Below are 24744 nucleotides of genomic sequence, written 5' to 3'. Positions count from 1 at the left end.
TTTGTGCATGGCGCGGAAAGCGTTTTTGCTGCTACCGGCAGGACGGAGCCGCTTACTGCACCCGGCCCGCCATCTCATGCTACTGTCGATCTCAGTTGCAGTTGTGGTTCCCAAAATCTTCGTCGGCATTTTCCGCCGCTGGCGGCTTTTTCGTATGGCCGGTTGTTCCGGACGGGGCATCATCGCGGCGACCCGGTATCCGTGCATCGCGGGTCCCGGCGTACTGCCCACGAGGAGACAAGACATGGCGTCAGGCACTGTGAAGTGGTTCAACGCGGCCAAGGGATTCGGCTTCATCGAGCAGGACGGTGGAGGGCCCGACGTGTTCGCCCACTTCTCGAACATTGCCGCCCAGGGCTTCCGCGAGCTGCTCGAAGGCCAGACGGTCACTTTCGACATCGCGGCGGGCCAGAAGGGCCCGACGGCCGAGAACATCGTGATCGCCTGACGCCGGCGCGCACTTCGTAGCTGGGGCCCGCATCCCTCGGGGTGCGGGCCCCAGCTACGGACATGTGCCGCAGTGGTGCGACCTGCGGGGCGAGAAGCGTCCGCGGTCCCTCGTCCAGGGACGCGCGCCTGGTCCAAGGTGCGACCGGTAAGTATCCGGGATTTCACGTCCGTATGGTGCCAGAAATTCCGTCGATGCAATACGCCCCAGATCCACCGCACTCCTCATTCTTTTTCGCATTCTATTCGGTCCGTGCTTGTGATTCCCCGCGCTGCTTCTGCTGCGGGAATTCCTTGATACGTGCCGTATCAAGGAAGGGTTCTCGATGAACTCCGCACGTACGAATGTCCGCTCTTCCCGCCGCAGCCGTGGCGACGGCACCGCTTTCGGCGCCGGCGCCGGTTCGAGGCGGGGCGGCCGTTTCGGATCGTCCGCCCCGAGCCGTTCAGGGGGTCCGAGCCGTTCGGGCGGCTACGGCCGGCGGCCGGCAGTGGTCCAGGGCGAGTTCGCCCTGCCGGAGACGATCACTCCCGCGCTCCCCGCGGTCGAAACCTTCGCCGACCTCGACATGCCCAAGCAGCTGCTGGCGGCGCTGACCGCGCAAGGCGTGAGGGTCCCGTTCCCGATCCAGGGCGCGACCCTGCCCAACACCCTCGCGGGCCGCGACGTCCTGGGACGCGGGCGCACCGGCTCCGGCAAGACCCTCGCTTTCGGCCTGGCCTTGCTGGCCCGCACGGCCGGACAGCGCGCCGAGCCCCGCCAGCCGCTGGCCCTGGTCCTCGTGCCCACGCGTGAGCTGGCCCAGCAGGTGACCGACGCGCTCACCCCTTACGCCCGCTCGGTGCAGCTGCGTCTCGCCACGGTCGTGGGAGGAATGTCGATCGGCAGGCAGGCGCATGCGCTGCGCGGTGGAGCCGAGGTCGTCGTCGCGACGCCGGGCCGTCTCAAGGACCTCATCGACCGGGGGGAGTGCCGACTGAACCAGGTCGCGATCACCGTCCTGGACGAGGCGGACCAGATGGCCGACATGGGCTTCATGCCCCAGGTCACCGCGCTCCTGGACCAGGTCCGCCCCGAGGGCCAGCGGATGCTGTTCTCCGCCACCCTCGACCGTAACGTCGACCTCCTGGTCCGCCGCTATCTCGTCGACCCGGTCGTCCACTCCGTCGACCCGTCCGCGGGTGCGGTCAGCACGATGGAGCACCACGTGCTGCACGTCCACGGCGCGGACAAGCACTGGACGACGACGCAGATCGCGGCACGCGAAGGCCGGGTGATCATGTTCCTGGACACCAAGCACGCCGTCGACCGGTTGACGCAGGACCTGCTGAACAGCGGGGTGCGGGCTGCCGCCCTGCACGGCGGCAAGTCACAGCCGCAGCGCACCCGCACCCTGACCCAGTTCAAGACCGGGCACGTCACCGTGCTCGTGGCCACGAACGTCGCAGCCCGAGGCATCCACGTCGACAACCTCGACCTCGTCGTCAACGTCGACCCGCCGACCGACCACAAGGACTACCTGCACCGCGGTGGCCGCACCGCGCGCGCCGGCGAGTCCGGCAGCGTCGTCACCCTGGTCACCCCCAACCAGCGCCGCGACATGACCCGCCTCATGATCGCCGCCGGCATCACGCCCCAGACCACTCAGGTCCGCTCCGGCGAGGAGGCACTCGGCCGGATCACCGGCGCCCGGACACCCTCCGGCATCCCGGTGACGATCACCGCGCCGGTCGCCGAGCGGCGTCAGCGCAGCACGTCTTCCTCACGCGGCCGACGCAGCACAGCCTCGGCCGCCCGGCGCAGGACCCGGCAGTCCTCGTTCGACCCGGCGGCGTGACAACTTCGTGTTCAGGTTCAGGAAACCGGCCCAGCTCTGCAGGAGGCACGTTTTGACGATGGTTCAGATGCAGCTTCGTTCGACGGGCGCCCCCGCCCTCGTGCTCAGGACGGTGGCCGACGCCATGGAAACCGCCGGACCGCAGGTCTGCGACGACATGACCGTCGAGGTAGCACTGTCCGTCATGGCGAGCGCCCGCACCGGGCACCTGCTCGTCTGCGACGACGACGGCGTGTGCACCGGACTCGTCACCCGGGCCCAGCTGGCCTCGGTCCGCGACACCTCCGTGTACACGGACCGGGTCCAGCTGCGGGACGTCCTCGTCGACCCGGGGCCGTTCGCCTCCCCCGTGACCACGATGGCCGAAGCCGAGCACGCGATGCGCTACCGCAGCCTCGATGCCCTGCCCGTGGTCGACGAACACGGCAACGCCCTGGGCATCCTCGCCCTGGCCCGCTGACCGCCTCGACCGCGGCAGAACCATCCCCTCGTCCTTCTCCCTGTGAGGCAAAATGCGCTGTGTCATCGCCCGCTTCCCCTTCGACCTCACCAAGAGCGGCGTCCTGGAATCGATGAAGGGCGTCAAGCCCGAAGAAGTCATCGGGGCGTCCGTGACCATCGGTCGTCGCACCTACCCCGTCAAGCAGGTCGGGCAGGTCGTCACCCGCCAGGACCGCCGCGACTTCAGCGCCGACGAGGTCCTGCGGGCCATGTCCCAGCTCGGCTTCACCTGCCGCGACCTCTCACGACCTGCCGCACCCGAGCGCATTCTCAGCCCGTTGCAAAAGGCCTCCGCCATGCTCGGGGCCCCCTCGGCAGTCTGACCGACGGGCAGGCGTGAGCCGCCGTCGCAATCTGAACTGGCGGCCACCCCGCGCAGGTCGAGTTTTTCAAGTTTGTCGAAATCAGTGATCGATTCCGAAGACCGGGAACAGCAGGCGGCCGTCAGCCGCCTGCTGCTGTACTACCTCAACGCGCCCATCGCTGAGGACTGCCGTCTGCTCGGGGCCCTGCCCGCCCCAGGCGCTGTCCGGATCGCGGTCCATGCCCGGAGACGACGAGGACGGCTCGACCTTCCTGTACGAGATCCCCAGCGACACCGTCGCGCCCTACTACATCCCCGGCATCCTTCGCACCGTCCTGGCCGGCACCCAGCTCTACAGCAGCAGCGACATCAGCGAAGCCATGGGGATGACCGTCATCCGCCTCCGTCCCGCGGAACTCACCCCGGACCCAGAACCCGAACACGGCCAGGCACTCACCGTCCTGCGCGCCCTGTCGAACCCCGATGACGAGGAGACCCCCTTCCTGATCGGGTTTCTGCTCCTGGGCCACAGTCTGTTGCGCCTGTACGTGCAGCGTCCTGATCTCCCCGGCATCATCGGTGTTGACACCCGCCTCACGGGTACGCCCACCGCGCTGATCGCCTCTCTGCCGAGCCTCATCAGAGAAAAGCAGCACCAGTGCCCGTCTCTCGACGACCCGCACTGCGATCTCCTCGTGGACCTGACCGACTGGTAACACATCCAAGCGCGCCTGACCGTTGACGTCTCCTGCCAGGACCAGCCGTGCAGCCACGCACAGTCAGACCATGTGGATGGGCTCGGTGGCCGACGGGGTGAGGGTCGGTGACACTCGCTCGACGCTGCGGCAGTAGGGCAGGCCGTCGAGCGGCCTGCCAGCGAGGAAACGGGTGATCAAGTCCGCGGTCTCCGCGGTCCGCTCCAGGATGAGCATGTGGTCGGCGTCGCGGATCTCGGCGTACCAGCTGTCGGCACACGCCGCTGCCATCTGGCGGCACAGCTCCGGAGTGGTGAACGAGTCGTGTTCGCCGGTCACGGTCAGGACCGGGGCACGAGGCGGCTGGCTGGTGTCGAGGGCCTGGTGGGTGAGCAGGCGCAGGGTGTTGGTGTACATCTGGTGCGCCTCCGCCTCGGAGAGGTTGGCGATGCGGCGCAGCAGCAGTGTTCGGACGCGGGTGCCGTTGGGGATGTCCGCGAGGCGCTCTGGAGTCATGAGGAGGTCGACCGTGGCGTGCGCGTACGTCTCCATGTGTCCGGCGGCCAGGTACTTCAGAGTGCGTCGCATCGACGCCTGCGCGTGGTCGGGGATGGCCGTCATCGTGCCGACCAGGACCATGCGCCCGACCCGGTCGGGGTGACGCCGGGCGATCTCGTAGGCGATGGCGCTTCCGTAGGAGCCGGCCAGCACATTGACCAGCCGGGCGCCGCACTCGTCGAGCATGTGACAGACGGCGTCGGCAAGGAAGTCGACGCCATAGGTCTCGGGCAGCGGGTCGGCGGCTCCCCAGCCGGGCGGGTCGACGGTGAACACGTCCATGCTCTTGAGGAACACGTCCTCGCAGCGTCCCCACGATTCCTTGCGCTGGAACGCCCCACCGATGAGCAGCACGGGCGGGAAGCACGGCGCGGAGGCGCGGACCGTACGTGATTCGCAGGAGAAGCCTTGCCAACGATGTGTCCGCACGAGCGCCTCGCCCGGTGGCGAAGCAGTCTCGGCCGGGTGAGGCGTCTTGAGTGGCGTGCCGGGGTGAATCACGCGAGGTGAACGATCTTCCGGGTCTGGAGTCACGACCCCCGCGATCTGCCCCGATTCAGGCCGGCAAGCGGTGGGTCGTGGAACGAACGCACTCGTGGATGAACAGCTCGGCAGGCTACGACGCTGTACCGAAACCACTGCACACTGCACAGCACCAAACGGCCATCCCCCTGGGACAGAACCCGCGTGTCCGCGCGAGGCGCAATCTCCTGCCCTCCGCAGCAGACCCGTGGCGGCGTGGCACCGCCACACCCGCCCCTTTCGCCGCCGCGCCCTCGCGGTGGTGGCGCCGATGACCGCCGCCCACGCGATCCCCCGCTGAGCCCGGGAGCGCCACGAGCCCTGGGCGCCGTACCCCGTCGTCGGTCGGGGACGGAGCTATGCCGCTCTTCCCTGCCGGTACGGTGAGCCGCGCACACCCGGTACGTGCGGCCGGACGCATCAGGACGAGTACAACGGGGGTTTCATGATTCGGTCGCTCCTACGAGGTCGCCGGGCGGCCTCGGGCCTGCCGGTCCCCGACGCGTGCACGCCCGGCCGGCACGCCCTCGCCACCCGACACCTGCTGTTCTACACCCCGATGACCAAGCTCGACGCGTTGGCGGCCATCGCCGCGGGCGCGGACCCCGCTGCCCAGCGCTGGCAGGGCAACCAGATGGACCAGGTCGTACGGGACGCCGACACCAGACGGGCTCTGCTGCGCATGGGCCCCGGAGCCACCCCCCGTTGGTTCATCCGGTCCAACCCCGAGCTGGCCGAGCCCTTCGAACCCAGCCCCGAGATGCCCGAGTTCATGGTCGGTATACGCCGTGACACAGGGCGCTACGCCGCGTACCTCGAACTCCACCACGACAGGGGTGAGATCGGCGGCATTCTCGCCCCCGACGATCGAGGTCAGGGCCTCGGCGCCGAACTGTTCCTGGCGGGCGCGGGGTTCGCCCATGCCCACGCCGGTCTGGCGACGGTACGGGCGGGCGCGGCGACGGCGAACCTCGCGTGCCGTCGCGCGCTGGAACGCGCCGGCTTCGCCCCGGCCCCCGGTCCTGACCGCCACACTCTGCCGGACGGCCGTGAGCTGGACACCGTCTGGTACCGGCACGACGACGCCGCATCCGCGTGCGCGATGCCTTGATGCAGGACTTGAGGCAGGAGTGGAGCGGCAGAGGAGCGAGTCAGCCGGACGGCGACCCCGTGCTCGCGCCCCGGCGATGGCGAACCAGGTCAACACGATGGAGCGATCCCGGATGCCCAGCCGGTTCTGGGGCACGGCGACCGCGGTGGCGCGAGGTGCTCGGCGAGCAGCGCGGGCGTCGGCCTCCCGGCCCCGGATCTCCTTGGTCATCTCCACCCCCCTCACCTCGGCCTTGAGCACCTGGCGGACGCGGGCGGTCACGGTCTGGTCGAGAACCAGACGGTGGTCGGTGTGGCCGGTGACGACCACACCGCACAGACGGCGGTCGAGGGTTCAGGGCGCAGTGAAGGTGCCTTTTGCATCCACCCGCTGCACGCCCGCCGCGTATCTCCCTGACCTCGTGAAGCGGACGCCTGACCTCGTGAAGCGGACGCCTGACACCGTCGTCGTGCACCACGGCATGAGGTGCACGGCATCGGGTGCGCTCAGGGGCCGGCCGGCCTCCCGGCCGCGGTGCGGTCCGGGCTCCTGCCTCCAGCGTGCCTGCCGGTCGTCCTGACGCACCGCATGCGCTCCACCCGGCATCGTCCTGTCCGCCGCGGAATTCATCGGTGGTGGCGATGCCGGGTGGGTCCTCACGTCGCCCGGATCGCGTCCGCAGGGGCAGCGCGCAGGGCCTGGCGGGTGGGGAGTTCGATCGTGAGGAAGGCCGTCGTCACGATCGTCGCCGCGACGGCGGGGAGCAACCAGGCCGGGCCTGCCGGCCAGGGCCGGTCGAGGAAGCCCTGGCCGAGGAGGGCGAGGGGGAGGGCGGAGAGGAGCAGGCCGGAGACGAGTGCCGCCGCGGCGATCACGGCCGCCTCGCGTCGCATCATCGCCCGGATCTGCCGCGGCGTCGTGCCGACCAGCCTCAGGGCGGCGATCTCGGTCCGGCGCTGGGCCGTGGCCGCGACCAGCTTGTTGGCGATGCTGAGGAGGAGGTAGCCGAGGAGTACGACGATCGTCGCGAGGTTGATCCACACCTCGGGCGGGGTGTCCCGCTTGCCGCCGGAGGCCGTTTCGGACGTGTTCTCCAGGGCCAGGCCCGGGCGTGACGCCGTCAGATCGGCCAGTGCGCGTGTCGCCGTCGCCGTGCCGTCGGTGCGGACGAGGAGGCTCTGGGTGAGGCCGGAAGTGGTGTGACCGGCCATGAGGTCCCCGGAGACGATCAGTGAGCCGAAGCCGAGGCCCCGGTCGTACACGGCCGCCACCCGCGCCTCTGTCCGTGTGCCGTCGCCGAGGACCAGCCGGATCCGCCGGCCGAGTCCGGCGTCCCGCGAACCGGCGACCTCGCTGCTCACGGCGACCGTGGCGCCTCTCAGACCGGCCAGATCACCCTCGCGCACCCCGAGGTCGAGGACCCCGCCCGCGTCCGGTGTGGCGATCAGCGCCGGTACCGACTCCACATCCGGTTCGCCGAACATCTCGTACGGCCAGACGACGGTCGTCGAGCCGACGGGCGCCGCGGACCGCACTCCGGGCAGCTTGCGTACGGCGTCCCGCGTGCTGGCCGGCAGGCCGCCGAGGGCCGGTGCGCTCAGCCGGTACTGGGCGAGCGTGCCGGTGCGGGTGTCCTGCGCGGTCGCCGCGAGGACGGTGGTCTGCGCGAGGGCGTAGGTCAGGACGAACACGACGGCCATCGCCAGCGGGCTGACCACGGCGGCGACCCGCAGTGCGTACGCCCGTACGTTGGCGAGGGCGAGCCAGGTCGGCGCGGGCGCCGTGGGCCGCAGCCGGCGTACGGCGGCCGCCCCGACCGTGCGGACCAGGGCCGGGCCGCACAGAGCCAGGCCGATCGCGGCGACGATCCCGGCGATGGAGGTGGCCGACGCGCCGATCACCGTGCGGGTCAGCAGCGGGGTGACGGACAGCGCGCACGCGGCGGCGATCAGCAGAGCCCCGGTGAGGGTACGGCCCTTGGAGGGCTTGCGCGGTTCGCTGCGGGACTCCGCGACGGCCTCCGTCGCAGGCATGCGGGAGGTGCGCCAGGCCGCGCCCCGGGCGGAGACCTGCACGGTCAGCGCGAGCAGGAGGACGGTGGTGGCGGCGGGCAACGGACCGACCGTCAGCGGAAGTTCGGGGGGCAGGACGCCTCGGTCGGCGAGCATGTCATGGAAGCGGCCCGCCAGGAGGTAGCCGAGGGCCACTCCGGGGGCCAGGGCCACGGCCGCCACCACGGAGGACTGCGCGGCGGCCAGCCGGCGGATCTGCCGCGGGGTCGCCCCGACCGCCCGCATCAGCGCCAGGTCGCGGCGCTGCCCGGCGATCGACACACCCAGCGCGCCCGCCGTGACGAACCCGGTGATCAGCAGCACGATCCCGCCGAGCGAACCGGCGAGCAGGATCAGCAGCGAGCGGGCCGTGCCGACGCCCGGCGCCACACTCTCGCCGATGTCCGCACCGGTGCGGACGGTCAGCCCGGTACCGGCCAGCCGGTCGCGCACCGCGTCGGCGACCCGCTCGCCGGTTCCGGGCACGGTGCGCAGGCCGATCAGGTCGTAGCGGTGCGCGCCGTCGCGGCCGGCGAGGCGTAGGGCCGTGGCGTCGGCGAAGTACACGCCGGCGTCCGGTGCGTCGACCACGGCGGCGACGCGATAGGGCACAGCGGGGCGGCCGCCCGCCACGACCTGGACCCGGTCGCCGGTGCGCAGACCGGTCGCGGCGGGGACGGCGATCTCGTCCGCGCCGGCCGGCGCGCGGCCGGTGACGCGCGGGCGGTCCAGCAGTTGGGTGGAGGACCAGCCGTGTCCGGCCGCCGCGGGGTCGTCGGCGGTCGCTACGACGGCTCCCCCTGCGTCGACCAGCGCGGCCGGGAAGCCGAGGTCGCCGACCACGGCCGTCACCCCGGGCAGGCTTGAGAGCCGGTCGGTCAGCGACGACGGGATGCGGGCGCGCTCGGGCAGGGCGAGCGGCATGTCGCCGTCCGGGTGGTACTCCTGGTCGGCCGCGACGACGATGTCCGCGCCGCCGAGGCGGCCCGGCGGCAGCTGTGAGCGCAGCCCGGACTCGGCCAGCACACCGGTGCCGGTGATCAGGGCGGCCCCGCCGAGTACCGCGCACACCACGGCGAGCAGCGCGGAGATCCGGTGTGCGGCCATACGCAGGGCGATCGGGAAGAGAGGGAGGTTGGAAGGGGTGCGGAAGTGCTCGGACATGGGTCAGCGCTCTCCCAACGCGACGAGCCGCTCGGCCAGTTGCGGCGCGGTGGGGTGGTCGAGGGCCTCGACGACCCGGCCGTCGGCCATCACCAACGCCTGGTGGGCGCGGGCCGCGGCGGCCGGGTCGTGGGTCACCATCACCACCGTCTGGCCCAGTTCGTCGACCAGGGCGCGCAGCAGCTCCAGCACCTCGTGCGCGCTGCGCAGATCGAGCGCTCCGGTCGGCTCGTCGGCGAACACGACGGCCGGACGGGCCGCCAACGCCCGCACCACAGCAACGCGTTGCTGCTGTCCGCCGGAGAGTTCGGCGGGGCGTCGGCCGAGCCGGCCGGCAAGGCCGACGCGCTCCACCAGCGCCGCGATCCACTCCCGGTCGGGGGCTCGGCCGGCGAGCCGCAGCGGCAGCGTGATGTTGTCCTCGATGGTGAGGGACGGGATCAGGTTGTAGGCCTGGAACACGAACCCGACGCGCTCGCGCCGCAGTTCGGTACGGCGGGTCTCGCTCAGACCGGCGATCTCGTGGCCGTCGATGCGGACACTGCCCGAGGTCGGCGAGTCCAGCCCGGCCGCGCAGTGCATCAGAGTGCTCTTGCCGGAACCCGAGGGGCCCATCACGGCCAGGAAGGTGCCGGGCCGGACCGTCAGAGACACCTCGTCGAGGGCCTTCACATCGCCCGGGTAGGTCTTGGTGAGGCGCTCCAGCGCGATGGCGGGGGCGGGGGCGGGCGCGGTGGCCCGTACGGCACTCGTCGCGAGGTTCACCGGCGGCCGCCCTTCAGACGGCGGACGAGAAGGGCGGTGGCCGCGAGGGCGGTGACCGCGCCGCTGGCGAGGTTCACGGCGACACCGACGGCGGCGTAGGAGGCGACCATGTTGGCGACCGCGCTGATCACCAGGACCAGCCACAGCAGGACGCGGGTGACCTCGCCCCGGGTGACGGCCGGGGCGGGGGCATCGTGGTGCGCGTCGTGGACGCTCAGTCGGTAGGGGTCGGTGGTCGCCATCGCGGGCTCCTTCGGCGGGGACGGGGCTGATGTCTCGGCCGGCGTCCCGGCTGATGTCTGCGACGCTACGGACCGCGACCCCCCTCGGCCGATCCCACCAGCCGCCGGATCGGTGGTACAGCCTGCTGTACCTCATGGCGAAGCGGGCCTGCCCCTAAGGTCGTTGGCACACATCAGGAGCGGAGTGAGCATGACGACGACCGACCCCACCGGCACCTCGGACCCCGCGGACACCGCTGACGCCGGCCCCACCGCCGAGCGTCCGCGGGAGATCGTCGTCCAGGCACTGCGGATCTCCGGTGCCGCGCTCGGGCAGCTCGTCGGCGGGCTCGGGACGGCGGCGATGGCGCTGGGCGTGCTGGTGCTGGCGGCCGTCGCCGCGGTGACCGCGCCGGCCGGGGTGGGCCTGCTGCTGGTGCCGGCCGTAGTCCGGGCCCTGCACGCCCTGGCCGACCGGGAACGGGAGCGGCTGGCCCGCTGGGGGCCCGAGATCGTCGCCCCCACTCCGTCGTCGGCCGCGCCACGGGCCGCTCTCGTCGACCCCACCACCCGGCGCGAGCTGCGCTGGGCACTGCGCCACGGCAGCCTCGGGTTCCTGCTGGGGCTGCTCGGGGTGTGGCTGCCGCTGGCCGCGTTCCGGGACACCCTCTACCCTCTGGTGTGGCCGTTCATGCCGCCGGACACCAGCAGCACGTCCTTCGGCTTCGGCGTGGCGCACACCTGGACACAGGCGCTGGCGGTGAGCCTGGTCGGCGTCGGCTGGATCGCCGTCATCCTGGGTCTGACACCCGGTATGGCCCGCCTCCAGGCCCACCCCGCACGGAAGCTGCTGGCGGCCGGCCCGGACACCGACCTGTCCCTGCGGGTGGCCGAACTGACCGCGACCCGGGCCGCCGCGCTCGACGCCCACGCCAGTGAACTCCGCCGCATCGAGCGGTCGTTGCACGACGGGACGCAGAACCGGATCGTCACGGTGACGGTCCTGCTCGGCGCCGCCCGGCGGATGGCCGCCCGGGATCCGGAGCGCGCCGACGAACTCCTCGAACGCGCCCAGAGCGCCGCCGAGCAGGCTCTGGCCGAACTGCGCGCGGTCTCCCGCTCGATCCTCCCGCCGGTGCTGTCCGACCGGGGGCTGGCGGGGGCGCTGTCGGGCCTGGCGGCCGAGTGCGCGGTGCCGTGCCGGACGGATGTGGAGGCACCGCAGCGGTGCGCGGCATCCGTGGAGGCCACGGCGTACTTCGTGGTCGCGGAGGCGCTGACGAACATCGCCAAGCACAGCGGGGCGAGTGGTGCGGCGGTCACCGTGCGGGCGCGGGGCGGGCGGCTGCATCTGCGGATCGAGGACGACGGGCGGGGCGGCGCCGACGAGGAGGGCGGTTCCGGGCTGACCGGCATCCGCCGCAGAGTGGCGGCCCATGACGGTACGCTCCGCGTGACCAGCCCGGCGGGCGGGCCGACGGTACTAGATGTGGACCTGCCCTGTGGCACGTGACGCACCGGAAAACCGCGCGCCGGTCCACCGAACCGCCCTGTACAACAGATGAGTTGATTACCGACATGCGCATAGTGATGGCCGAGGACGACCCGTTGCTGCGCGAGGGGCTCGCCCTGCTGCTGGGTGCCGAGGGTCTCGACGTGGTGGCGAAGACCGGGACGGCCGAAGAGGCCCTGGACGCCATCGAGGAGCACAAGCCCGACGTCGCGATCCTCGACGTACGGATGCCGCCCACGCACACCGACGAGGGCATCCGCGCGGCCGTTCAGGCCCGGCGCCGCCGCCCCGACCTCGCTGTGCTCGTCCTGTCCGCCTACGTCGAGCAGAGCTTCGCCACCGACCTGCTCACCGGCGGGGTGGACGGACTCGGCTACCTGCTCAAAGAACGCGTCGGCCGGGTCGAGGAGTTCCTCGACGCGCTGCACCGGGTGGCGTCAGGCGGTACCGCCATCGACCCCGAAGTCGTCGCCCAGCTGTTCACCCGCTCCCACCAGGACACCCGCCTGGAACGGCTCAGCCCCCGCGAACGGGACGTCCTCGCCCTGATGGCCGAAGGTTTCGGCAACAGCGCGATCGCGGAGCGCCTCGTGGTCACGGACGGCGCGGTCCACAAGCACATCCGCAGCATCTTCGCCAAACTCGACCTGTCCCCGGCCGACCAGGTGGACCGCCGGGTGGCGGCGGTCCTGCACTACCTGCAGGACGCGCGGCGACGGGGGTAGTACGGGGACGGGACGGGATGGGATGGGTACAGCCTGCTGTACCCGGGGTTGGGGTGTGCGCGGCAATGATCGGAGAGCTCGGCGCTGGTGTGCTTGCGGCATCGCAAAGGGCGGCGCTCGAAGGCCGCTCAGCCGCTGCCGAGCCGCCGCTCGGCCTCCCGGGAAGGGACACCCCGGTGACGCTCACCAACCACCCCCAGCAGGCCTCGGCACCACACCACGCGGCCATCCGTCGCCGGCCGCTCACCTGGTTCTTCGCGCTGGCCCTGGGGCTGAGCTGGCTGGCCTGGACGCCGTACATCCTCTCCGAGAACGGTGTCGGCCTGTGGCATTGGACCTTCCCGGGCGGCGCGCTCGGCAGTCAGCTGCTCGGCGTCCTGCCCGGTGCCTACCTCGGCCCGATCGGTTCGGCGCTGCTGGTCACCACCATCACCGAGGGGCGCGCTGGACTGCGGGCGTGGCGGGGCCGGATGACGAAGCTGAGGGTGAGCCGGCGCTGGTTCCTGGTCGTGGCGCTCTCGGTACCGGCCGCGCTGACGCTCACCAGCGCCGCGCTGACCGCCCAGAACCCGGTGATGCCGTCGGCCGCCGTGCTCGCCGCGTACGTTCCCGGCCTGGTCTTGCAGATGATCACCACGGGCCTGGCCGAGGAGCCGGGGTGGCGCGAGTACGCGATGCCGCACATGCAGCGCCGCTTCGGTTCGCTGGTCGCCACCCTGGTCGTGGGTGTGCTGTGGGGCTCCTGGCACCTGCCGCTGTTCCTCACCGAGTGGGGCGGCGGCCCGGACGTCGATCCCTCCCGCCCCCTCGCCTTCATGGGCACGACGCTCGCGTTCAGCTTCGTGATGACCTGGGTGTTCAACCGCTCCCGCGAGAGCATGCCGCTGGTCATGCTGCTGCACACCAGCGTGAACAACTTCTTCTCCGTCGCGTGGTCGGACATGTTCCCGTCGGCGGAGATCGAGACCACGACCTACGCCTTCCTGATCGCGTCGACGCTGGCGGCGGCGGTGATCCTGCTGGCGACCCGGGGACGGCTGGGCCTGCGCTGACCCGACACCACGCCGCCCGACATCCCCAGTCGATCTTGCGGCGGCGGTTAAGGGTCATCGCTGACTCCTCCTTGGCGCGCCGACGCCCGCGCCGAAGCGAGGCGAGTCCGAGTGATCGTGCGTGATCGGACAACTATCTCCGCCTGCGGGGCGTGGGTACCTGCCCCTGTGCCCGGGGGGTCTGGCGTGCGCGGCACCTCGCCCAGCATCATGCACATGCCAATCGTGCCGGTCTTCCCCCGCAGTGAAGACGAGGCTGAACAGGACGAGCACGTCGCGCCTTTGGTGAGCCTCGCCCCGCCACGGCGAGGTCCGCCCGTGCCCTGCACCCGCAGGGCTCGTTTGCAGAGCATGAAGAAGATCATTTCGGCCGCCGCGCTCACCGCCGCCGCCGTCGCCCTGGCCACCCCGGCCGCCCACGCCGCGCCCATCTCCACCCAGAACAGCTTGGTCAGCTCGGCCACTCGCGCCGATGGCCCGGTCGGACCCGGCCTCAGCGAGCTCGTGGCAATCGCGGAAGGCATCCTGAGGAGTTACGGAATCACCGGCTAGGCCGTCTGGCTTCATCGACATCGGCGCCCCGCTGTCGGCATTCGTCGTCGGGGCGTCGAGTGTTGACGCGTCAGGGTCTCGGGCACTCCTGGCGAGCGAGGCGTCACCGAGCCGTACCACGATGGCGGTGCTGTTCTTTGTGGGGTGGCAGGCGGGCATGCCGACTGCGGTTGCAACGCGGGCTGCCGGCGATCGGTGGCGGTGCCAGCCCGAGGGCTGCACGGGCTGCCGGCGGGCGGTGGCGGTGCCGGCCATGCCGATGGCGGCGGGCGGGGGGGCGACGGCTCAGAACCCGGCGGCCGCGGTGTCCGGTGTGTCGTAGCTCAGGAGGCTGTCGATCTGGTCGTGCATCAGCCAACTTCCTCCGGAAGTAGGGCAATCGCTGCCTTCGAGGAGGTGGGCATGCCAAAATCGTGTGCTGCAGGATTGGGGAAGACAGTGGGAGGGGGACCCGCATGTCCTTGCAAAAGGGCGCCAACGTGCCGGTGACCAGTGCCGGGGTCCGGGTGGAGCTGGGTTGGAGTGGAGGTCCCGGAGCCCCCGATGTTGATGTGTCAGCCCTGTTGCTGACGGCGACCGGCAGGGTGCGCTCGGACGACGACTTCGTGTTCTACAACCAGCCTGTGCATCGCAGTGGTGCTGTCCGTCGGGAGGGCAGGCGCCAGGACGGCACGGGTGTGCGCGAGACCATCGGGGTGTCACTGGCCTCGATCGAGCAGGAGATCGCAACCGTGGTAGTCGCGGCTTCCACTGACGGCACGTTCGGTCAGGTGTCCGGCCTGTTCGTGCGCGTACTGGACGCGGCGAGCGGAACCGAGACGGCGCGGTTCGACGCCACGGGTGCCACGTCGGAGACGGCGTTCGTGCTCGGAGAGCTGTATCGGCGCAACGGCGCGTGGAAGTTCCGGGCGGTGGGCCAGGGATACGCCTCCGGCCTGGCGGGGCTTGCCACCGACTTCGGTATCACCGTCGATGAGCCCGCCACGCCTCCGCCTCTGCACCAGCCCTCGCCTGCGCCGCAGCCCCCTGCGCCTGCGCCGGTCCGGCCCGCGCCTCAGGCTCCGCCGGCTGCGCCTGTTCAGCCGGTACGCCTGTCGAAGATCACGCTGACGAAGGCCGCCCCCGCGGTGTCGCTGACCAAGCAGGGTGCCACCTCAGGAGGCATGCGGGTCAATCTCTCCTGGAACGCCCCGAAGCCCCCGCGTGGCTGGATGAACAAGGGGAAGGGCGCCGTCCGGCTGGAGGACGTCGACCTGGACCTCTCCTGTCTTTGGGAGTTGCGGAACGGAGCGAAAGGGATCGTCCACCCCATCAACAACCAGTTCGGCTCGTTCGACCAGCCGCCGTACATCCAACTGGACCAGGACGACAGGACCGGTGGGAGTGAGGACGGCGAAAACCTCATGATCAACCTTGATCACGCAGCCGAGATCAAGCGCATCCTGGTGTTCGTGAGCATCTACTCCGGAGCGTCCAGCTTCGCGGGCCTGCAGGGGGTCGCCACGCTGTATCCGCCCGCAGGTCCGCCGATCGAGATGCGGCTGGACGAGTGCACCGTTCCCTCGCCGGTCGCCGCGATCGCGCTGATCGAGAACGTGGGCGGCGAACTGATCGTCCGGCGAGAGGCGAAGTACCTCCTGGTGCCGCCCGGTTCCGGCAAGCAAGATACGGTGGATGCCGAGTACGGCTGGGGGATGACCTGGCACGCGGCCAGTAAGGACTAGGCCAACCCGATGGGCGGCGGGGCTGGTCCGCTCACGGTGCGGACCGACCAGCAAGCTCCACCTGCTGTCTGACGACCGGGCCCGCCCGTTGACCCGGCAGACCTTGCCCGGACGAACGGGGCGACAGCGCCATGTTCATGCTCGGTAGATGGGCGCCACGTCCTGGACTCGGATCCTGGACGCGGTCCCACTCGGTCCGACCGACGACGCCACCGCAGTGCCCGCCGCCCAGCTACGCGAAGTCATCGAGCGGCTTGTCGCGGCAGGTCAGTGGTCGCCGGGCGAGCCGGACATCGTGATCGTGACCGACGCCGGCTACGACATCACCCGCCTGGCCTGGGTGCTTCGGGACCTGCTCGTCGAACTGGCCGGCCGTGTCCGGACGACCACCCGGTGCGCCGAACAGGCAGCGGGAGACCCCGCTACGACGTGGGCAGGTCAGCCGGACTGCGAACATACGTCCTTCGGGGTCGCGGCGGTCCGGGCGTAGACGTCCACATCGGCGTCCGTGATGACGTCGGACCGGTAGGTCAGGTCGTCGAAGAACCGCGATCACCGGGCAGTTCACCCTGCCCGGCCAGGCTCCGGATCGATGTCTGTACGTCGAGGCGGTCCGTGGACAACCTCACGTCGTGAAGGGGCTCGACGATGTGCTGCCGCCGACGCGGCCGTCCGCTTTCCTCAGCGGGTCGCCTCCACGCGCCCGGGAATCACTCCCTCGGCCGCCCGGGTCGGCTCTACCGGCTTTTCGTCTTCCCCTCGGCGCACACGAGCGCGTCGCGTACCAGCGCGAAGGCGCCGGGGCACGATGCTGGTCCACCATGTCCGTTGATCCACATCGATAGCGGGTAGACGGGGTGGCATGGCTGAAGCGGTAGAGGCTGGGCTGTGGGGGTTGGCGGCGGGTTCGGCGCTGCTGCTCGGTGCTGCGCTGGGGTACGGGTTGCGCGTGCCGCAGAAGGTGATCGCGACCGTGATGGCCTTCGGGGCCGGGGTGCTGATCTCGGCGGTCTCCTTCGAGCTGGTCGGGGAGGCGTACGACCAGGCAGGGCTCGCTCCCGCAGCCGTCGGCACCCTCATCGGCGCCCTGGCCTACACCGCTGGGAACGTGTGGCTGGCCCGCCGGGGCGCCCGGCACCGCAAGCGCTCCGGTCACGAGCATGCAGAAGCGCAGCCCTCGGAGACTCAGCAGGGCGGGTCCGGGATGGCGCTCGCGCTCGGCGCGTTGCTCGACGGCGTGCCGGAGTCGGCGGTCATCGGCGTCAGCCTGCTCGACGGGGGCGCGGTCAGTCTGGTGACCGTGGCCGCGGTGTTCATCAGCAACGTGCCTGAGGGGCTGTCCAGTTCGGCGGGGATGAAGAAAGCCGGCCGTACCAAGGGGTATGTCTTCGGTGTCTGGGCGGCGATCGCCGCCGCGAGTACCGTGTCGGCTGTCCTTGGCTACACGGTGGTCGGTTCCTTCTCCCCGGCCGTCATCGCCGCAGTGACCGCGGTGGCGGCGGGGGCGATCCTCGCCATGATCGCCGACACGATGATCCCCGAGGCATTCGAGGACGCTCACCTGGCCATCGGGCTGATCACCGTGTGCGGTTTCCTGGTCTCCTTCGCCCTCTCTCACACCTGACCGCTCGGCTGCGCTGACCCCCTCGGTGCCGCACCGAGCACGCTGGTCGCAAGGTCGTGCGCCGCGGCGGCAACCGGATCATCGAGCAGTTCGACGCCGCGCTGCTGGGCAAGCTGGTGAAGGACAAAGCCGCTGCGGTGCCGCAAGCTGCCCATCGACCCCACGGTGATCGAGGCCGGCATCGACCACCCCACCCGATGCCCAGGGGGCCACCAAAGAAGCAGGGGTCGGCCCAGGTGCGCGCAGTCCCGCGGCCCATACCGGCACGCCGGGGAGCTGAAGCGGTCGGGGAAGGAAGGAGATGCCGTCGACGGTGATGTGCCGGCCGTGGTGGTGCACCGGCTGGCCGGACCACGCGGCGGTGAGGATCTCCAGTGACTCGTCGAGCATCTGGCCTCGCCCGCCGGTCGTCGGTCTCCTCGCCGGTTGCGCTCAGCTCGCCGGCGAAGCGGTCGCTGCCGAGTCCGACGCCGAGCGTGAGGCGTCCGCCGCTGAGCCGGTCCAATGCCGCGGTGTCCTTGGCGACTTGGCCGGTCGGCGGCGTGCGAGGGGGGTGACCATGGGGCCGAACCGGAGGCGTTCGGTGGCGGTGGCGATCGCAGCCAGCGTGATCCACGGGTCGGCCACCTGCCGTACCGGTGCCCGCCGGCGCAGGTGGTCCCATACGAACACGTCGTCCCACCCGGCCTCCTCCGCCTCGGCGGCCAGCCGGGCGACCGCCATCGAGTCGGCGAGATCGTCGAAGAGCGGCAGCCAGAGGGCGGAACGCGCGCGGGTCATCGTTGCCCCCTTTCCGTGTGCTGGAGCAGTGCCGGGACGAACGTGTCCCACAGCGGCCTCGGCAGGTCGTGTCCGGCCCCTTTCAGGACCAGCAGTTCGGCTCCGGGAATCGCGTCGTGCAGCGCATGTCCGTGGGGGAGGGGACAGACCGGATCGTGGTCGCCGTGTACCACGAGAGTCGGCGCCTTGATGGCGGCGAAGTCGCGGGACGATCCCGCGAAGGACATCGTGTAGTGGTTGACGAGGGTGGCCGCGATGTCGCGGGTGCGAGCCACGTCCTGCTCGACCAGCACGCGCGTGGCGGTTTCGTCGAAGTAGGGCGAGCCGCCCGAGCACGCCTTCGCCGAGGCAACGACGAAGTCCACCACCGCGCCGGAGTCGGTGGGATCCGGGTTGTCGGGGATTGAGCTGGTGAGGTCGTCCGACGACGGTGGCAGTCCGTCCTCGCCCGTGGAGGTGGAGACAAAGGTCAGCGATTCCACCCGGTCGGGGTGGTCCACCCCGATGATGAGCCCGATGCCGCCTGACATGGACCGGCATGCAACGTGCGCGCGTTCGACACGCAGGGCGTCCAGGATGCCGAGCGCGTCCCCGGCCAGGTCGGTGAACGCGTAGCCGGGTCGGCCCGGCGGGTAGCTGGTGGATCTGCCGGTGTCTCGGTTGTCGTAGCGGATCACGAACCGGCCGCCGCGCGCGATTCGCTCGCACAGCTCGGTTTCCCACCACAGCATCGAGGCGCTCGCACCGTCGATCAGCAGGACGGCCGGGTTCGCCGAGTTCCCGAAGGTCTCGACGCACAGTTCGACATCGTTGATCTTGAAGAGCTTTTCGCCGTTCGAAAGGTGATTGGTCATGGGCACCACGCTAGGTTCCACGGCACATCAGGAAAAGTGATGATTATCGATCAACTTGATCGCCTATGGCGATTTGAAACAACACCCGTGAAGGCTGTCGGCCGGTGCCGGTCGACCGGCCGGGCGGACCGAAGCCGGTGCGAATCACCGAATAGACAGTGCGGTCGCGCCCGCACACGGGCAGGATCCGCCGGCGACGAACTGCGCGGCGACTGCGGGCCGTGAAGATCCCAGCGGCGACTGAGGGCCGGTTCGAGGTCGGCAGAGGGCATGGAGGCCTGGCAAAGCGCGTTGGGCGCGATCGTTCGCCCTTGAGCCGACCGGCGGATGGCGGCGGGCGCCGGACCCGGACCTCCGTCCGGGCAAGCGGCCAGCTCCGGGCCGTGACGCGTCGCGGCCGTCGAGTTCGTCCGATGTCACATCTGCCCGACCAGCTCTTGGGCGGCTTCACGGGCGATGTCGATGGCTCGGGCGGCGAGCGGCGACTGGGTGCGTCCGGTCGGCCAATACAGGTGCCACGTACTGGCGGGCGATGGTTGGAGCCGGTGGATACTGAGCCGGTCGTCGGACCAGGCGTCGGATCCGTGGAGGGCGAGTGCGGGCAGCACCGCCGAGCCGATGCCCGCCCGCGCCATGGACACGATGGATTCGTGGCCGGCGGTTCGGAACACGACGCGCGGCCTCGCGCCACCCCTGGCGAGGGTCCGCTCCAGCCATGTCTGGTGAGGGCTGGTCGGCCAGGCGACCATGGGAGCATTGTGGAGCAGCTTCACCGATACGGGCCCATCGGGGAACGTGCCGGCATGGGCCACCAAGAGGTACGGCTCGTCGAGCAACTCGACATGCTCGACGTCGCCTTCGAGCTGACCGTAGTGGAACAACAGGTCACGGTCTCCGATCCGCGGATCCTCAGGTTCCACCTCGGACAGTCTGATGTCGCAGCCAGGGTGCTCGCTGAGCAGCTGACGCACGACGGCCGGCAGGATCGTGTTGGTCGCGCCCTGGAAGGTGCCGATGTCGATCCGACCGTTGCCCGCCCTGAAGCGATCGACGGCGTCTGCCAACTCTCCCGCTTTCGTGAGCAGATCGCGACCGTGTGCCAGGACGACCTGGCCAAGAGGAGTGATCCGTACCCGCCTGGGGCCTCCAGGCCGATCGAAGACCGTGCCGCCGACGGCCTTCTCCAGTGCGGCGATCTGCTGGCTCACAGATGATTGCGTGTAACCGAGCCGCCCCGCCGCTCCCCCGAATGTTCCTTCGTCGGCGATGGCGGCCATGGTCCTCAGGTGGCGCAGCTCCACGTCGGTCATGACGTCGACCATAGCCATTGGCGATTATGCGTGTCGGCTTCAATCGCCCTTTCTTGCGGTTATACAGTCCGGCCGTCGGCCTCCTGGGCTCGGGAGCCTGCGGCAGTGGCCGGCGGGTCGGGACCTTGCCCTGTCCCGACCCGCCTCGCCGCGCTCAGCCGGGTGAGGAGGCGAGGCTTTCGGCGGTCTCCCGGACGGTCGGGTGGCGGTACAGCTCCCGCAGGCGGAGGGACGGCAGACCGCGGGCGCGCAGGGCGGCGCCGATGCGGACGGCGAACAGGGAGTTGCCGCCGAGTTCGAAGAAGTCGTCGTCCAGGCCGACGGGCCTGCCCAGTACGTTGCTCCAGATCTCCCGGAGGTGACCGGTGAGGTCGTCGTCGGTGGAGGACGTGGCGGGTTCTGTGCCCTGTGCCGGGACCTCCAGAGGCGTTGACGTCGGCGCCGGGAGTCGGGTGGTGTCGAGCTTTCCGTTGGCTGTGAGAGGGAGCGACTCCAGGGGGGTGACCGTGGTGGGGAGCATGTGGTCGGGCAGCAGGCCCGAGGCCCGGTTGCGGACCGTGGCCGGGGTGCCGCCCGTGAGGACCACGTACGCGTCGATCCTGGCGGTGGCCGCGTCGGCCGGGTCGTCGCGGTGGATCACTACGGCCGCCGACCGTACGTCGGGGTCCTCCAGCAGGACCGCGCGGATCTCGTCCAGTTCGATCCGGAAGCCGCGGATCTTGACCTGGCTGTCGATCCGCCCGAGGTGTTCGAGGCGTCCGTCGGGGCGCAGGCGTCCGAGGTCGCCGCTGCGGTACATCGTCCCGCCGGTGAACGGGTCCGCCACGAAGCGCCGGGCCGTCAGTCCCTCCTGACCGAGGTAGCCGAGGGCGACACCTGCGCCGCCGACGCAGATCTCCCCGGCCACGCCGGGCGGCAGCAGCCGTCCCGCCTCGTCGGTGACATACAGGTGCCAGCCGGGCAGCGCGGGCCCGACGGAACGGGTGGCGGTGAGGGCCAGGTGCCGGGTGAGGGTCTGGTGGGTGACGTGGACGGTCGTCTCGGTGATGCCGAACATGTTCACCAGCCGGCAGGCCGATTCGGGGTGCCGGTCGAACCAGGGCAGCAGCATGCGCGCGTCGAGCGGCTCGCCGCCGAACACGACCAGCCGTACGCCGACTTGGCTGTGGTCCACGTCCAGCAGCTGTGCGAACGCCGACGGGGTCTGGCTGAGCACGGTGACCTTCTCGGACACCAGCAGATCGCGGAACCTGTCGGGCTCACGGGAGAGGAAGTACGGGACGACGACCAGGCGCCCGCCGGTCAGCAGGCAGCCCCAGATCTCCCAGACGGAGAAGTCGAAGGCGCTGGAGTGGAACCAGGTCCACACGTCCTCGGCCCCGAATCCGTACTCGTCGCGGGTCGCGTCGATCAGGGCGATGACATTGCGGTGCGGCACCTCGACGCCCTTGGGACGGCCGGTGGAGCCGGAGGTGTAGATGACGTAGGCGGCGGCGTCCGGGGCGCCGCCGGGGAGCGGGGCCACGTCGCCGGAACCCGCTGCCCCTGCCGCCGCTGCCGCGTCGAGGAGTCCGTCCGGTGTGAGGGGCGCGCAGCCCGGTACGTCCGGGAAGTCGGGCAGACGCGTGATCACCACGCCCGTGCCCGCGTCCCGTGCGGTGTGGGCGACACGGTCCGCCGGGTAGGCCGGGTCGACGGGCACGTAGGCCGCGCCCGCCTTCAACACGGCGAGCAGGGCGATGACGAGTTCGGCCGTGCGTTCCAGGCAGACACCCACCCGGTCCCCGGGGTCGACGCCGTGCGCCCGCAGGCCGTGGGCCAGGAGGGCGGCCCGGTCGTCCAGTTCGCGATAGGTCAGGGCGGCGGCGCCGTCGGTCACGGCGATACGGTTCGGCGTCGCCTCCGCGATCCGTGCGAACGCCTCGGATACGCCGGTCGGGGTGCTGACCAAGGGGTGGGCCGGACGGCCGAGGGCCGCGACACGCTCGCGTTCTGCCTCGTCCAGCGGATCGATGCCGTCGACCGCTGTCAGGGGCGCGCTCAGGATGTGCTGGTGCGCGCGTACGAGGTGCCGGGTGAACTGCACGGCCATCTCCGTGGAGACATACGCGCCGACGTGGTCGCAGCGCAGCCGCCAGCCGTCGGCGTCCCTGAAGACCGACAGGGTGAGCGGGAACGGCGGTGCCAGGCAGGGCACATACGCGCCGGGCACCTCCGCCTCGTCGAAGAGCAGGCCGGCGAAGGCGGGACGGTCCGCGGGGGAGGGCTTCAGCTCACCGAGGGTGGGCGCCTGCTCGACGGTGAAGGAACCGTGGTCCGTGCCGATGACGGGCGTGCTCTCGGGGTCGTAGCGGCGCAGGGTGACGGCGAGGGCGGCGAGCCAGGTCGCCTCGTCGCCCCCGTCGGTGAGGGAGAAGAGGTGGGGCACGGTGGGGCCGTCGTCCCCCAGTCCCCACGCGGGCGGGGGTGCGACCGTGGGGGCGCCGGAGGGCGCCTCGGCGGTTCCGGATGCGACGGCCTCACCGGCCGCCAGCAGCCCCAGGGCCGTACGGTCCCACCGGTCGCGCGGGGCCACGACGATCAGATCGCAGGGCCCGTCGGCATAGCGCAGCAGGACCTTGCGCGGTGCCTCGGCCGGGCGGGCGAGTTCGGCGTGGCGGCGGCGCTCGGCGAGCGGGTGGGCGGCCGGCACGGGCACGTCCTCGGTCCACAGTCCCGGAGGTTGCGTAGGGCCCGGGGAACGGTCCGAGCGGACGCGCACCGCGTGGCAACGGGCGGCGGCGAGGTGGAGGGAGCCTGACACGGGGGTACTCCTTGTCGTTCTGGGGGTGCGGACGGCGTACGCGTGCTCAGCGGGCGCTGAATCCGCCGTCCACGGTCAGGACCGAGCCGGTGATCTGCCGGGACTCGTCCGAGGCGAGGAAGACCACCGCGGACGCGACGTCCTCGGGTTCGATCAGCGCGTTCATGGGCTGCGCCTCGACGAAGGTCTTCTCGTGCTCGTCCACCGGTACGTCGAGCGCCCTGGCGATCTCGGTGAGCATCCGGCCCTCGGCCCGCGCGTCGTCGCGTACCGAGCCGGGGCAGACCGCGTTCACCCGCACCTTCGTCGGCGCGTAGTCGAGGGCGGCGGCCTTGGTGAGGCCGACGACGGCGTGCTTGGCGGCGACGTACCCGGCGAAGTGGCGGTAGCCGACGAGTCCGGCGGTGGAGGCGACGTTGACGATGCTGCCGGCCCGCCGGGCGCTCATCGCCTTGCCGACCTCGCGGATCACCCGCCAGGCTCCGGAGAGGTCCACGTCGAGCATCAGGGACCACTCCTCCTCGTCGATCTCGTGCACCGGCTTGCCCGAGGGCGCCGCGATGCCCGCGTTGTTGACGGCGACGTCGATCCGGCCGAACCGGTCCTCGGCCCGGTTCACCGCCTCCCGCACGGCACGCAGGTCACGGATGTCGGCCACGGTGGTGAGGACGGCCGCGCCCGCCTCCCGGCACAGCGCGGCGGTGTGCTCCAGCTGCCCCGGTGTGCCCAACGGGTAGGGCACCCCCGGCAGGTCGGCGCAGAGGTCGAGCAGGGTGAGGTCGGCACCCTCGGCGGCACAGGCGAGCGCGATGGCCCTGCCGAGTCCGCGGGCGGCGCCGGTGACGAGAACGGACTTGCCGTGCAGACGCATCGGGAACTCCTCAAAGAAGCGGGCTTGTCGGCGGGACCGGACGGGCGGAGTCACAGCACCGTCGACACGATCAGCCGGACCAGCGCGGGCGCGGCGTCGGTGAGATACATGTGGCCCCCGGGGATCTCCACATGTTCGAAGTCGCGGCCGGCGACCTTGCTCCAGGACTCGGCGTCGTCGTAGCCGACCAGGTCGTCCTCCTCGCCCCGGACGACCGTGAGGGGCGCGTTGAGCGGGAGGGTGGTGGAGGGCTCGTAGCCCTCGTGCATCTCCACGTCGGCGCGCAGCGCGGGCAGGATCATCTCGCGCATCTCCGGGTCGTCCAGCGCGGGATGGTGGTACCCCGCGAACTCACCGACCCGCGTGAGGAAGTCCTCGTCGGACAGGCCCGACGCGCGCTGCTCGCGCCCCCGGGCCGGTTCCGGCGATCCGCTGACGAAGACATGGACCAGCTCGACGCCCGGCACGGAGTCCGGCCCGTCGACCAGCCGGTGGGCGAGTTCGTAGGCGAGCACGGCCCCGAGGCTGTGCCCGAAGATCGCGACCCGGTGGCCGCCACCGTCGCCGAGCCGTTCCCGGAGCTGGGTCACGAGCCCGTCGACGGCCTGGTGCGCGTTCCGGTACGGCTCCTCGTCGATCAGCCGTTCGCGGCCCGGCAGTTGCAGGGCGACGATGTCCAGCGAGTCCCCGGCGAGGGCGGTCCAGGGCCGGTAGAACGAGGCGCCCGCCCCGGCGTACGGGAGGCAGATCAGCTGGGTCGTGTCACGCGTGGTCATGGGC

The 24744-nt window shown here is 71.0% G+C and carries 21 protein-coding genes and 4 pseudogenes; 15 read left to right on the top strand and 10 right to left on the bottom strand.

The features are described 5' to 3' along the window. The first annotated feature begins 244 nt into the window (after positions 1-244). The 5 genes from ACWCRJ_RS35435 (at position 245) to ACWCRJ_RS35415 (ending at position 3806) form a co-directional block, all read left to right on the top strand. Complete coding sequence (locus ACWCRJ_RS35435; protein ID WP_450943127.1) at positions 245-448, top strand: cold-shock protein; 204 nt, start codon at positions 245-247, stop codon at positions 446-448. A 325-nt stretch (positions 449-773) separates the two neighbouring features. Then, positions 774-2285, top strand: coding sequence for a DEAD/DEAH box helicase (locus ACWCRJ_RS35430; RefSeq protein WP_450943126.1), 1512 nt, complete (start codon positions 774-776; stop codon positions 2283-2285). A 52-nt stretch (positions 2286-2337) separates the two neighbouring features. Further along, positions 2338-2745, top strand: a complete 408-nt coding sequence (locus ACWCRJ_RS35425; protein WP_450943125.1) for a CBS domain-containing protein — start codon at positions 2338-2340, stop codon at positions 2743-2745. A 52-nt stretch (positions 2746-2797) separates the two neighbouring features. Further along, a complete protein-coding gene (locus tag ACWCRJ_RS35420) occupies positions 2798-3109 on the top strand; it encodes an SCO5918 family protein (RefSeq protein WP_450943124.1) in 312 nt (103 codons plus the stop codon). A 220-nt stretch (positions 3110-3329) separates the two neighbouring features. Further along, positions 3330-3806: a hypothetical protein gene (locus tag ACWCRJ_RS35415; protein ID WP_450943123.1), complete on the top strand. Its 477-nt coding sequence runs from the start codon at positions 3330-3332 to the stop codon at positions 3804-3806. 63 nt (positions 3807-3869) lie between these two features. On the opposite strand, the gene ACWCRJ_RS35410 is transcribed toward ACWCRJ_RS35415, so the two are convergent. Continuing rightward, positions 3870-4697, bottom strand: a complete 828-nt coding sequence (locus ACWCRJ_RS35410) for an alpha/beta fold hydrolase (protein WP_450943122.1) — start codon at positions 4695-4697, stop codon at positions 3870-3872. A gap of 194 nt (positions 4698-4891) precedes the next feature. On the opposite strand from ACWCRJ_RS35410, the pseudogene ACWCRJ_RS35405 reads away from it, so the two are divergent. Together ACWCRJ_RS35405 and ACWCRJ_RS35400 are read left to right on the top strand one after the other, a co-directional pair. Beyond that, a pseudogene (locus tag ACWCRJ_RS35405) lies at positions 4892-4977 on the top strand (IS5/IS1182 family transposase); the annotation flags it as partial. Between the two features lie 333 nt (positions 4978-5310). Then, positions 5311-5976 carry a GNAT family N-acetyltransferase gene (locus tag ACWCRJ_RS35400; protein ID WP_450943121.1) on the top strand — a complete coding sequence of 222 codons (666 nt, stop codon included), beginning with the start codon at positions 5311-5313 and terminating at the stop codon, positions 5974-5976. A gap of 635 nt (positions 5977-6611) precedes the next feature. Here ACWCRJ_RS35400 and ACWCRJ_RS35395 read toward each other — a convergent pair. From ACWCRJ_RS35395 to ACWCRJ_RS35385, 3 genes are read right to left on the bottom strand one after another with little or no spacing between them, the layout of a single operon-like run. Next, positions 6612-9170: an FtsX-like permease family protein gene (locus ACWCRJ_RS35395; protein ID WP_450943120.1), complete on the bottom strand. Its 2559-nt coding sequence runs from the start codon at positions 9168-9170 to the stop codon at positions 6612-6614. Between the two features lie 3 nt (positions 9171-9173). Next, positions 9174-9935 (bottom strand): ABC transporter ATP-binding protein, encoded by a 762-nt coding sequence (locus tag ACWCRJ_RS35390; RefSeq protein ID WP_450943119.1) that lies wholly within the window; start codon positions 9933-9935, stop codon positions 9174-9176. After that, the gene (locus tag ACWCRJ_RS35385) at positions 9932-10177 is read right to left on the bottom strand and encodes a hypothetical protein (RefSeq protein ID WP_450943118.1); all 246 of its coding nucleotides are present in this window, start codon (positions 10175-10177) and stop codon (positions 9932-9934) included. The genes ACWCRJ_RS35390 and ACWCRJ_RS35385 overlap by 4 nt, the downstream gene beginning before the upstream one ends. 190 nt (positions 10178-10367) lie before the next feature. Between ACWCRJ_RS35385 and ACWCRJ_RS35380 the strand changes: the two genes are divergently transcribed. From ACWCRJ_RS35380 to ACWCRJ_RS35345, 8 genes and pseudogenes are all read left to right on the top strand, one after another. Then, entirely contained in the window at positions 10368-11669 is a 1302-nt protein-coding gene (locus tag ACWCRJ_RS35380) for a sensor histidine kinase (RefSeq protein WP_450943117.1), read from the top strand. 65 nt (positions 11670-11734) lie between these two features. Further along, complete coding sequence (locus tag ACWCRJ_RS35375; RefSeq protein WP_450943116.1) at positions 11735-12394, top strand: response regulator; 660 nt, start codon at positions 11735-11737, stop codon at positions 12392-12394. Positions 12395-12570: 176 nt separating this feature from the next. Further along, positions 12571-13446: a CPBP family intramembrane glutamic endopeptidase gene (locus ACWCRJ_RS35370; protein WP_450943115.1), complete on the top strand. Its 876-nt coding sequence runs from the start codon at positions 12571-12573 to the stop codon at positions 13444-13446. A 351-nt stretch (positions 13447-13797) separates the two neighbouring features. Next, a complete protein-coding gene (locus ACWCRJ_RS35365) occupies positions 13798-13998 on the top strand; it encodes a hypothetical protein (RefSeq protein ID WP_450943114.1) in 201 nt (66 codons plus the stop codon). A gap of 455 nt (positions 13999-14453) precedes the next feature. Next, positions 14454-15722 (top strand): TerD family protein, encoded by a 1269-nt coding sequence (locus ACWCRJ_RS35360; RefSeq protein ID WP_450943113.1) that lies wholly within the window; start codon positions 14454-14456, stop codon positions 15720-15722. A gap of 151 nt (positions 15723-15873) precedes the next feature. Then, positions 15874-16212: pseudogene (locus tag ACWCRJ_RS35355) on the top strand (transposase); the annotation flags it as partial. Between the two features lie 372 nt (positions 16213-16584). Further along, positions 16585-17346 carry a ZIP family metal transporter gene (locus ACWCRJ_RS35350; protein ID WP_450943112.1) on the top strand — a complete coding sequence of 254 codons (762 nt, stop codon included), beginning with the start codon at positions 16585-16587 and terminating at the stop codon, positions 17344-17346. A 50-nt stretch (positions 17347-17396) separates the two neighbouring features. Then, a pseudogene (locus ACWCRJ_RS35345) lies at positions 17397-17541 on the top strand (ISNCY family transposase); the annotation flags it as partial. 57 nt (positions 17542-17598) lie between these two features. Here the strand turns inward: ACWCRJ_RS35345 and ACWCRJ_RS35340 are convergent. The 6 genes and pseudogenes from ACWCRJ_RS35340 to ACWCRJ_RS35315 form a co-directional block, all read right to left on the bottom strand. Continuing rightward, positions 17599-18069: pseudogene (locus tag ACWCRJ_RS35340) on the bottom strand (LLM class flavin-dependent oxidoreductase); the annotation flags it as partial. A 53-nt stretch (positions 18070-18122) separates the two neighbouring features. Continuing rightward, on the bottom strand, positions 18123-18980 hold the full coding sequence (locus tag ACWCRJ_RS35335; RefSeq protein ID WP_450943111.1) for an alpha/beta fold hydrolase: 858 nt from the start codon (positions 18978-18980) through the stop codon (positions 18123-18125). 416 nt (positions 18981-19396) lie between these two features. Next, positions 19397-20290 (bottom strand): LysR family transcriptional regulator, encoded by an 894-nt coding sequence (locus ACWCRJ_RS35330; protein WP_450943110.1) that lies wholly within the window; start codon positions 20288-20290, stop codon positions 19397-19399. A gap of 154 nt (positions 20291-20444) precedes the next feature. Next, positions 20445-23093 (bottom strand): non-ribosomal peptide synthetase, encoded by a 2649-nt coding sequence (locus ACWCRJ_RS35325; protein WP_450943109.1) that lies wholly within the window; start codon positions 23091-23093, stop codon positions 20445-20447. Between the two features lie 46 nt (positions 23094-23139). After that, positions 23140-23964 carry an SDR family oxidoreductase gene (locus ACWCRJ_RS35320; RefSeq protein ID WP_450943108.1) on the bottom strand — a complete coding sequence of 275 codons (825 nt, stop codon included), beginning with the start codon at positions 23962-23964 and terminating at the stop codon, positions 23140-23142. A gap of 50 nt (positions 23965-24014) precedes the next feature. Next, complete coding sequence (locus ACWCRJ_RS35315; protein WP_450943107.1) at positions 24015-24740, bottom strand: thioesterase II family protein; 726 nt, start codon at positions 24738-24740, stop codon at positions 24015-24017. Positions 24741-24744: the final 4 nt, after the last annotated feature.

The sequence above is a fragment of the Streptomyces sp. NPDC002324 genome (assembly GCF_053593335.1).
Note: the sequence above shows the minus strand (reverse complement) of the source record. Positions and strands in the feature narration are given on the sequence as shown.

Bases quoted from the DNA above. Each gene is read 5' to 3' on its own strand.
- ACWCRJ_RS35350 (WP_450943112.1), top strand. From the start codon at position 16,585: ATGGCTGAAGCGGTAGAGGCTGGGCTGTGGGGGTTGGCGGCGGGTTCG.
- ACWCRJ_RS35315 (WP_450943107.1), bottom strand. From the start codon at position 24,740: ATGACCACGCGTGACACGACCCAGCTGATCTGCCTCCCGTACGCCGGG.
- ACWCRJ_RS35385 (WP_450943118.1), bottom strand. From the start codon at position 10,177: ATGGCGACCACCGACCCCTACCGACTGAGCGTCCACGACGCGCACCAC.
- ACWCRJ_RS35380 (WP_450943117.1), top strand. From the start codon at position 10,368: ATGACGACGACCGACCCCACCGGCACCTCGGACCCCGCGGACACCGCT.
- ACWCRJ_RS35365 (WP_450943114.1), top strand. From the start codon at position 13,798: ATGAAGAAGATCATTTCGGCCGCCGCGCTCACCGCCGCCGCCGTCGCC.
- ACWCRJ_RS35400 (WP_450943121.1), top strand. From the start codon at position 5,311: ATGATTCGGTCGCTCCTACGAGGTCGCCGGGCGGCCTCGGGCCTGCCG.
- ACWCRJ_RS35420 (WP_450943124.1), top strand. From the start codon at position 2,798: ATGCGCTGTGTCATCGCCCGCTTCCCCTTCGACCTCACCAAGAGCGGC.
- ACWCRJ_RS35360 (WP_450943113.1), top strand. From the start codon at position 14,454: ATGTCCTTGCAAAAGGGCGCCAACGTGCCGGTGACCAGTGCCGGGGTC.
- ACWCRJ_RS35395 (WP_450943120.1), bottom strand. From the start codon at position 9,170: ATGTCCGAGCACTTCCGCACCCCTTCCAACCTCCCTCTCTTCCCGATC.
- ACWCRJ_RS35335 (WP_450943111.1), bottom strand. From the start codon at position 18,980: ATGACCAATCACCTTTCGAACGGCGAAAAGCTCTTCAAGATCAACGAT.
- ACWCRJ_RS35320 (WP_450943108.1), bottom strand. From the start codon at position 23,964: ATGCGTCTGCACGGCAAGTCCGTTCTCGTCACCGGCGCCGCCCGCGGA.
- ACWCRJ_RS35375 (WP_450943116.1), top strand. From the start codon at position 11,735: ATGCGCATAGTGATGGCCGAGGACGACCCGTTGCTGCGCGAGGGGCTC.
- ACWCRJ_RS35430 (WP_450943126.1), top strand. From the start codon at position 774: ATGAACTCCGCACGTACGAATGTCCGCTCTTCCCGCCGCAGCCGTGGC.
- ACWCRJ_RS35435 (WP_450943127.1), top strand. From the start codon at position 245: ATGGCGTCAGGCACTGTGAAGTGGTTCAACGCGGCCAAGGGATTCGGC.
- ACWCRJ_RS35330 (WP_450943110.1), bottom strand. From the start codon at position 20,290: ATGACCGACGTGGAGCTGCGCCACCTGAGGACCATGGCCGCCATCGCC.
- ACWCRJ_RS35415 (WP_450943123.1), top strand. From the start codon at position 3,330: ATGCCCGGAGACGACGAGGACGGCTCGACCTTCCTGTACGAGATCCCC.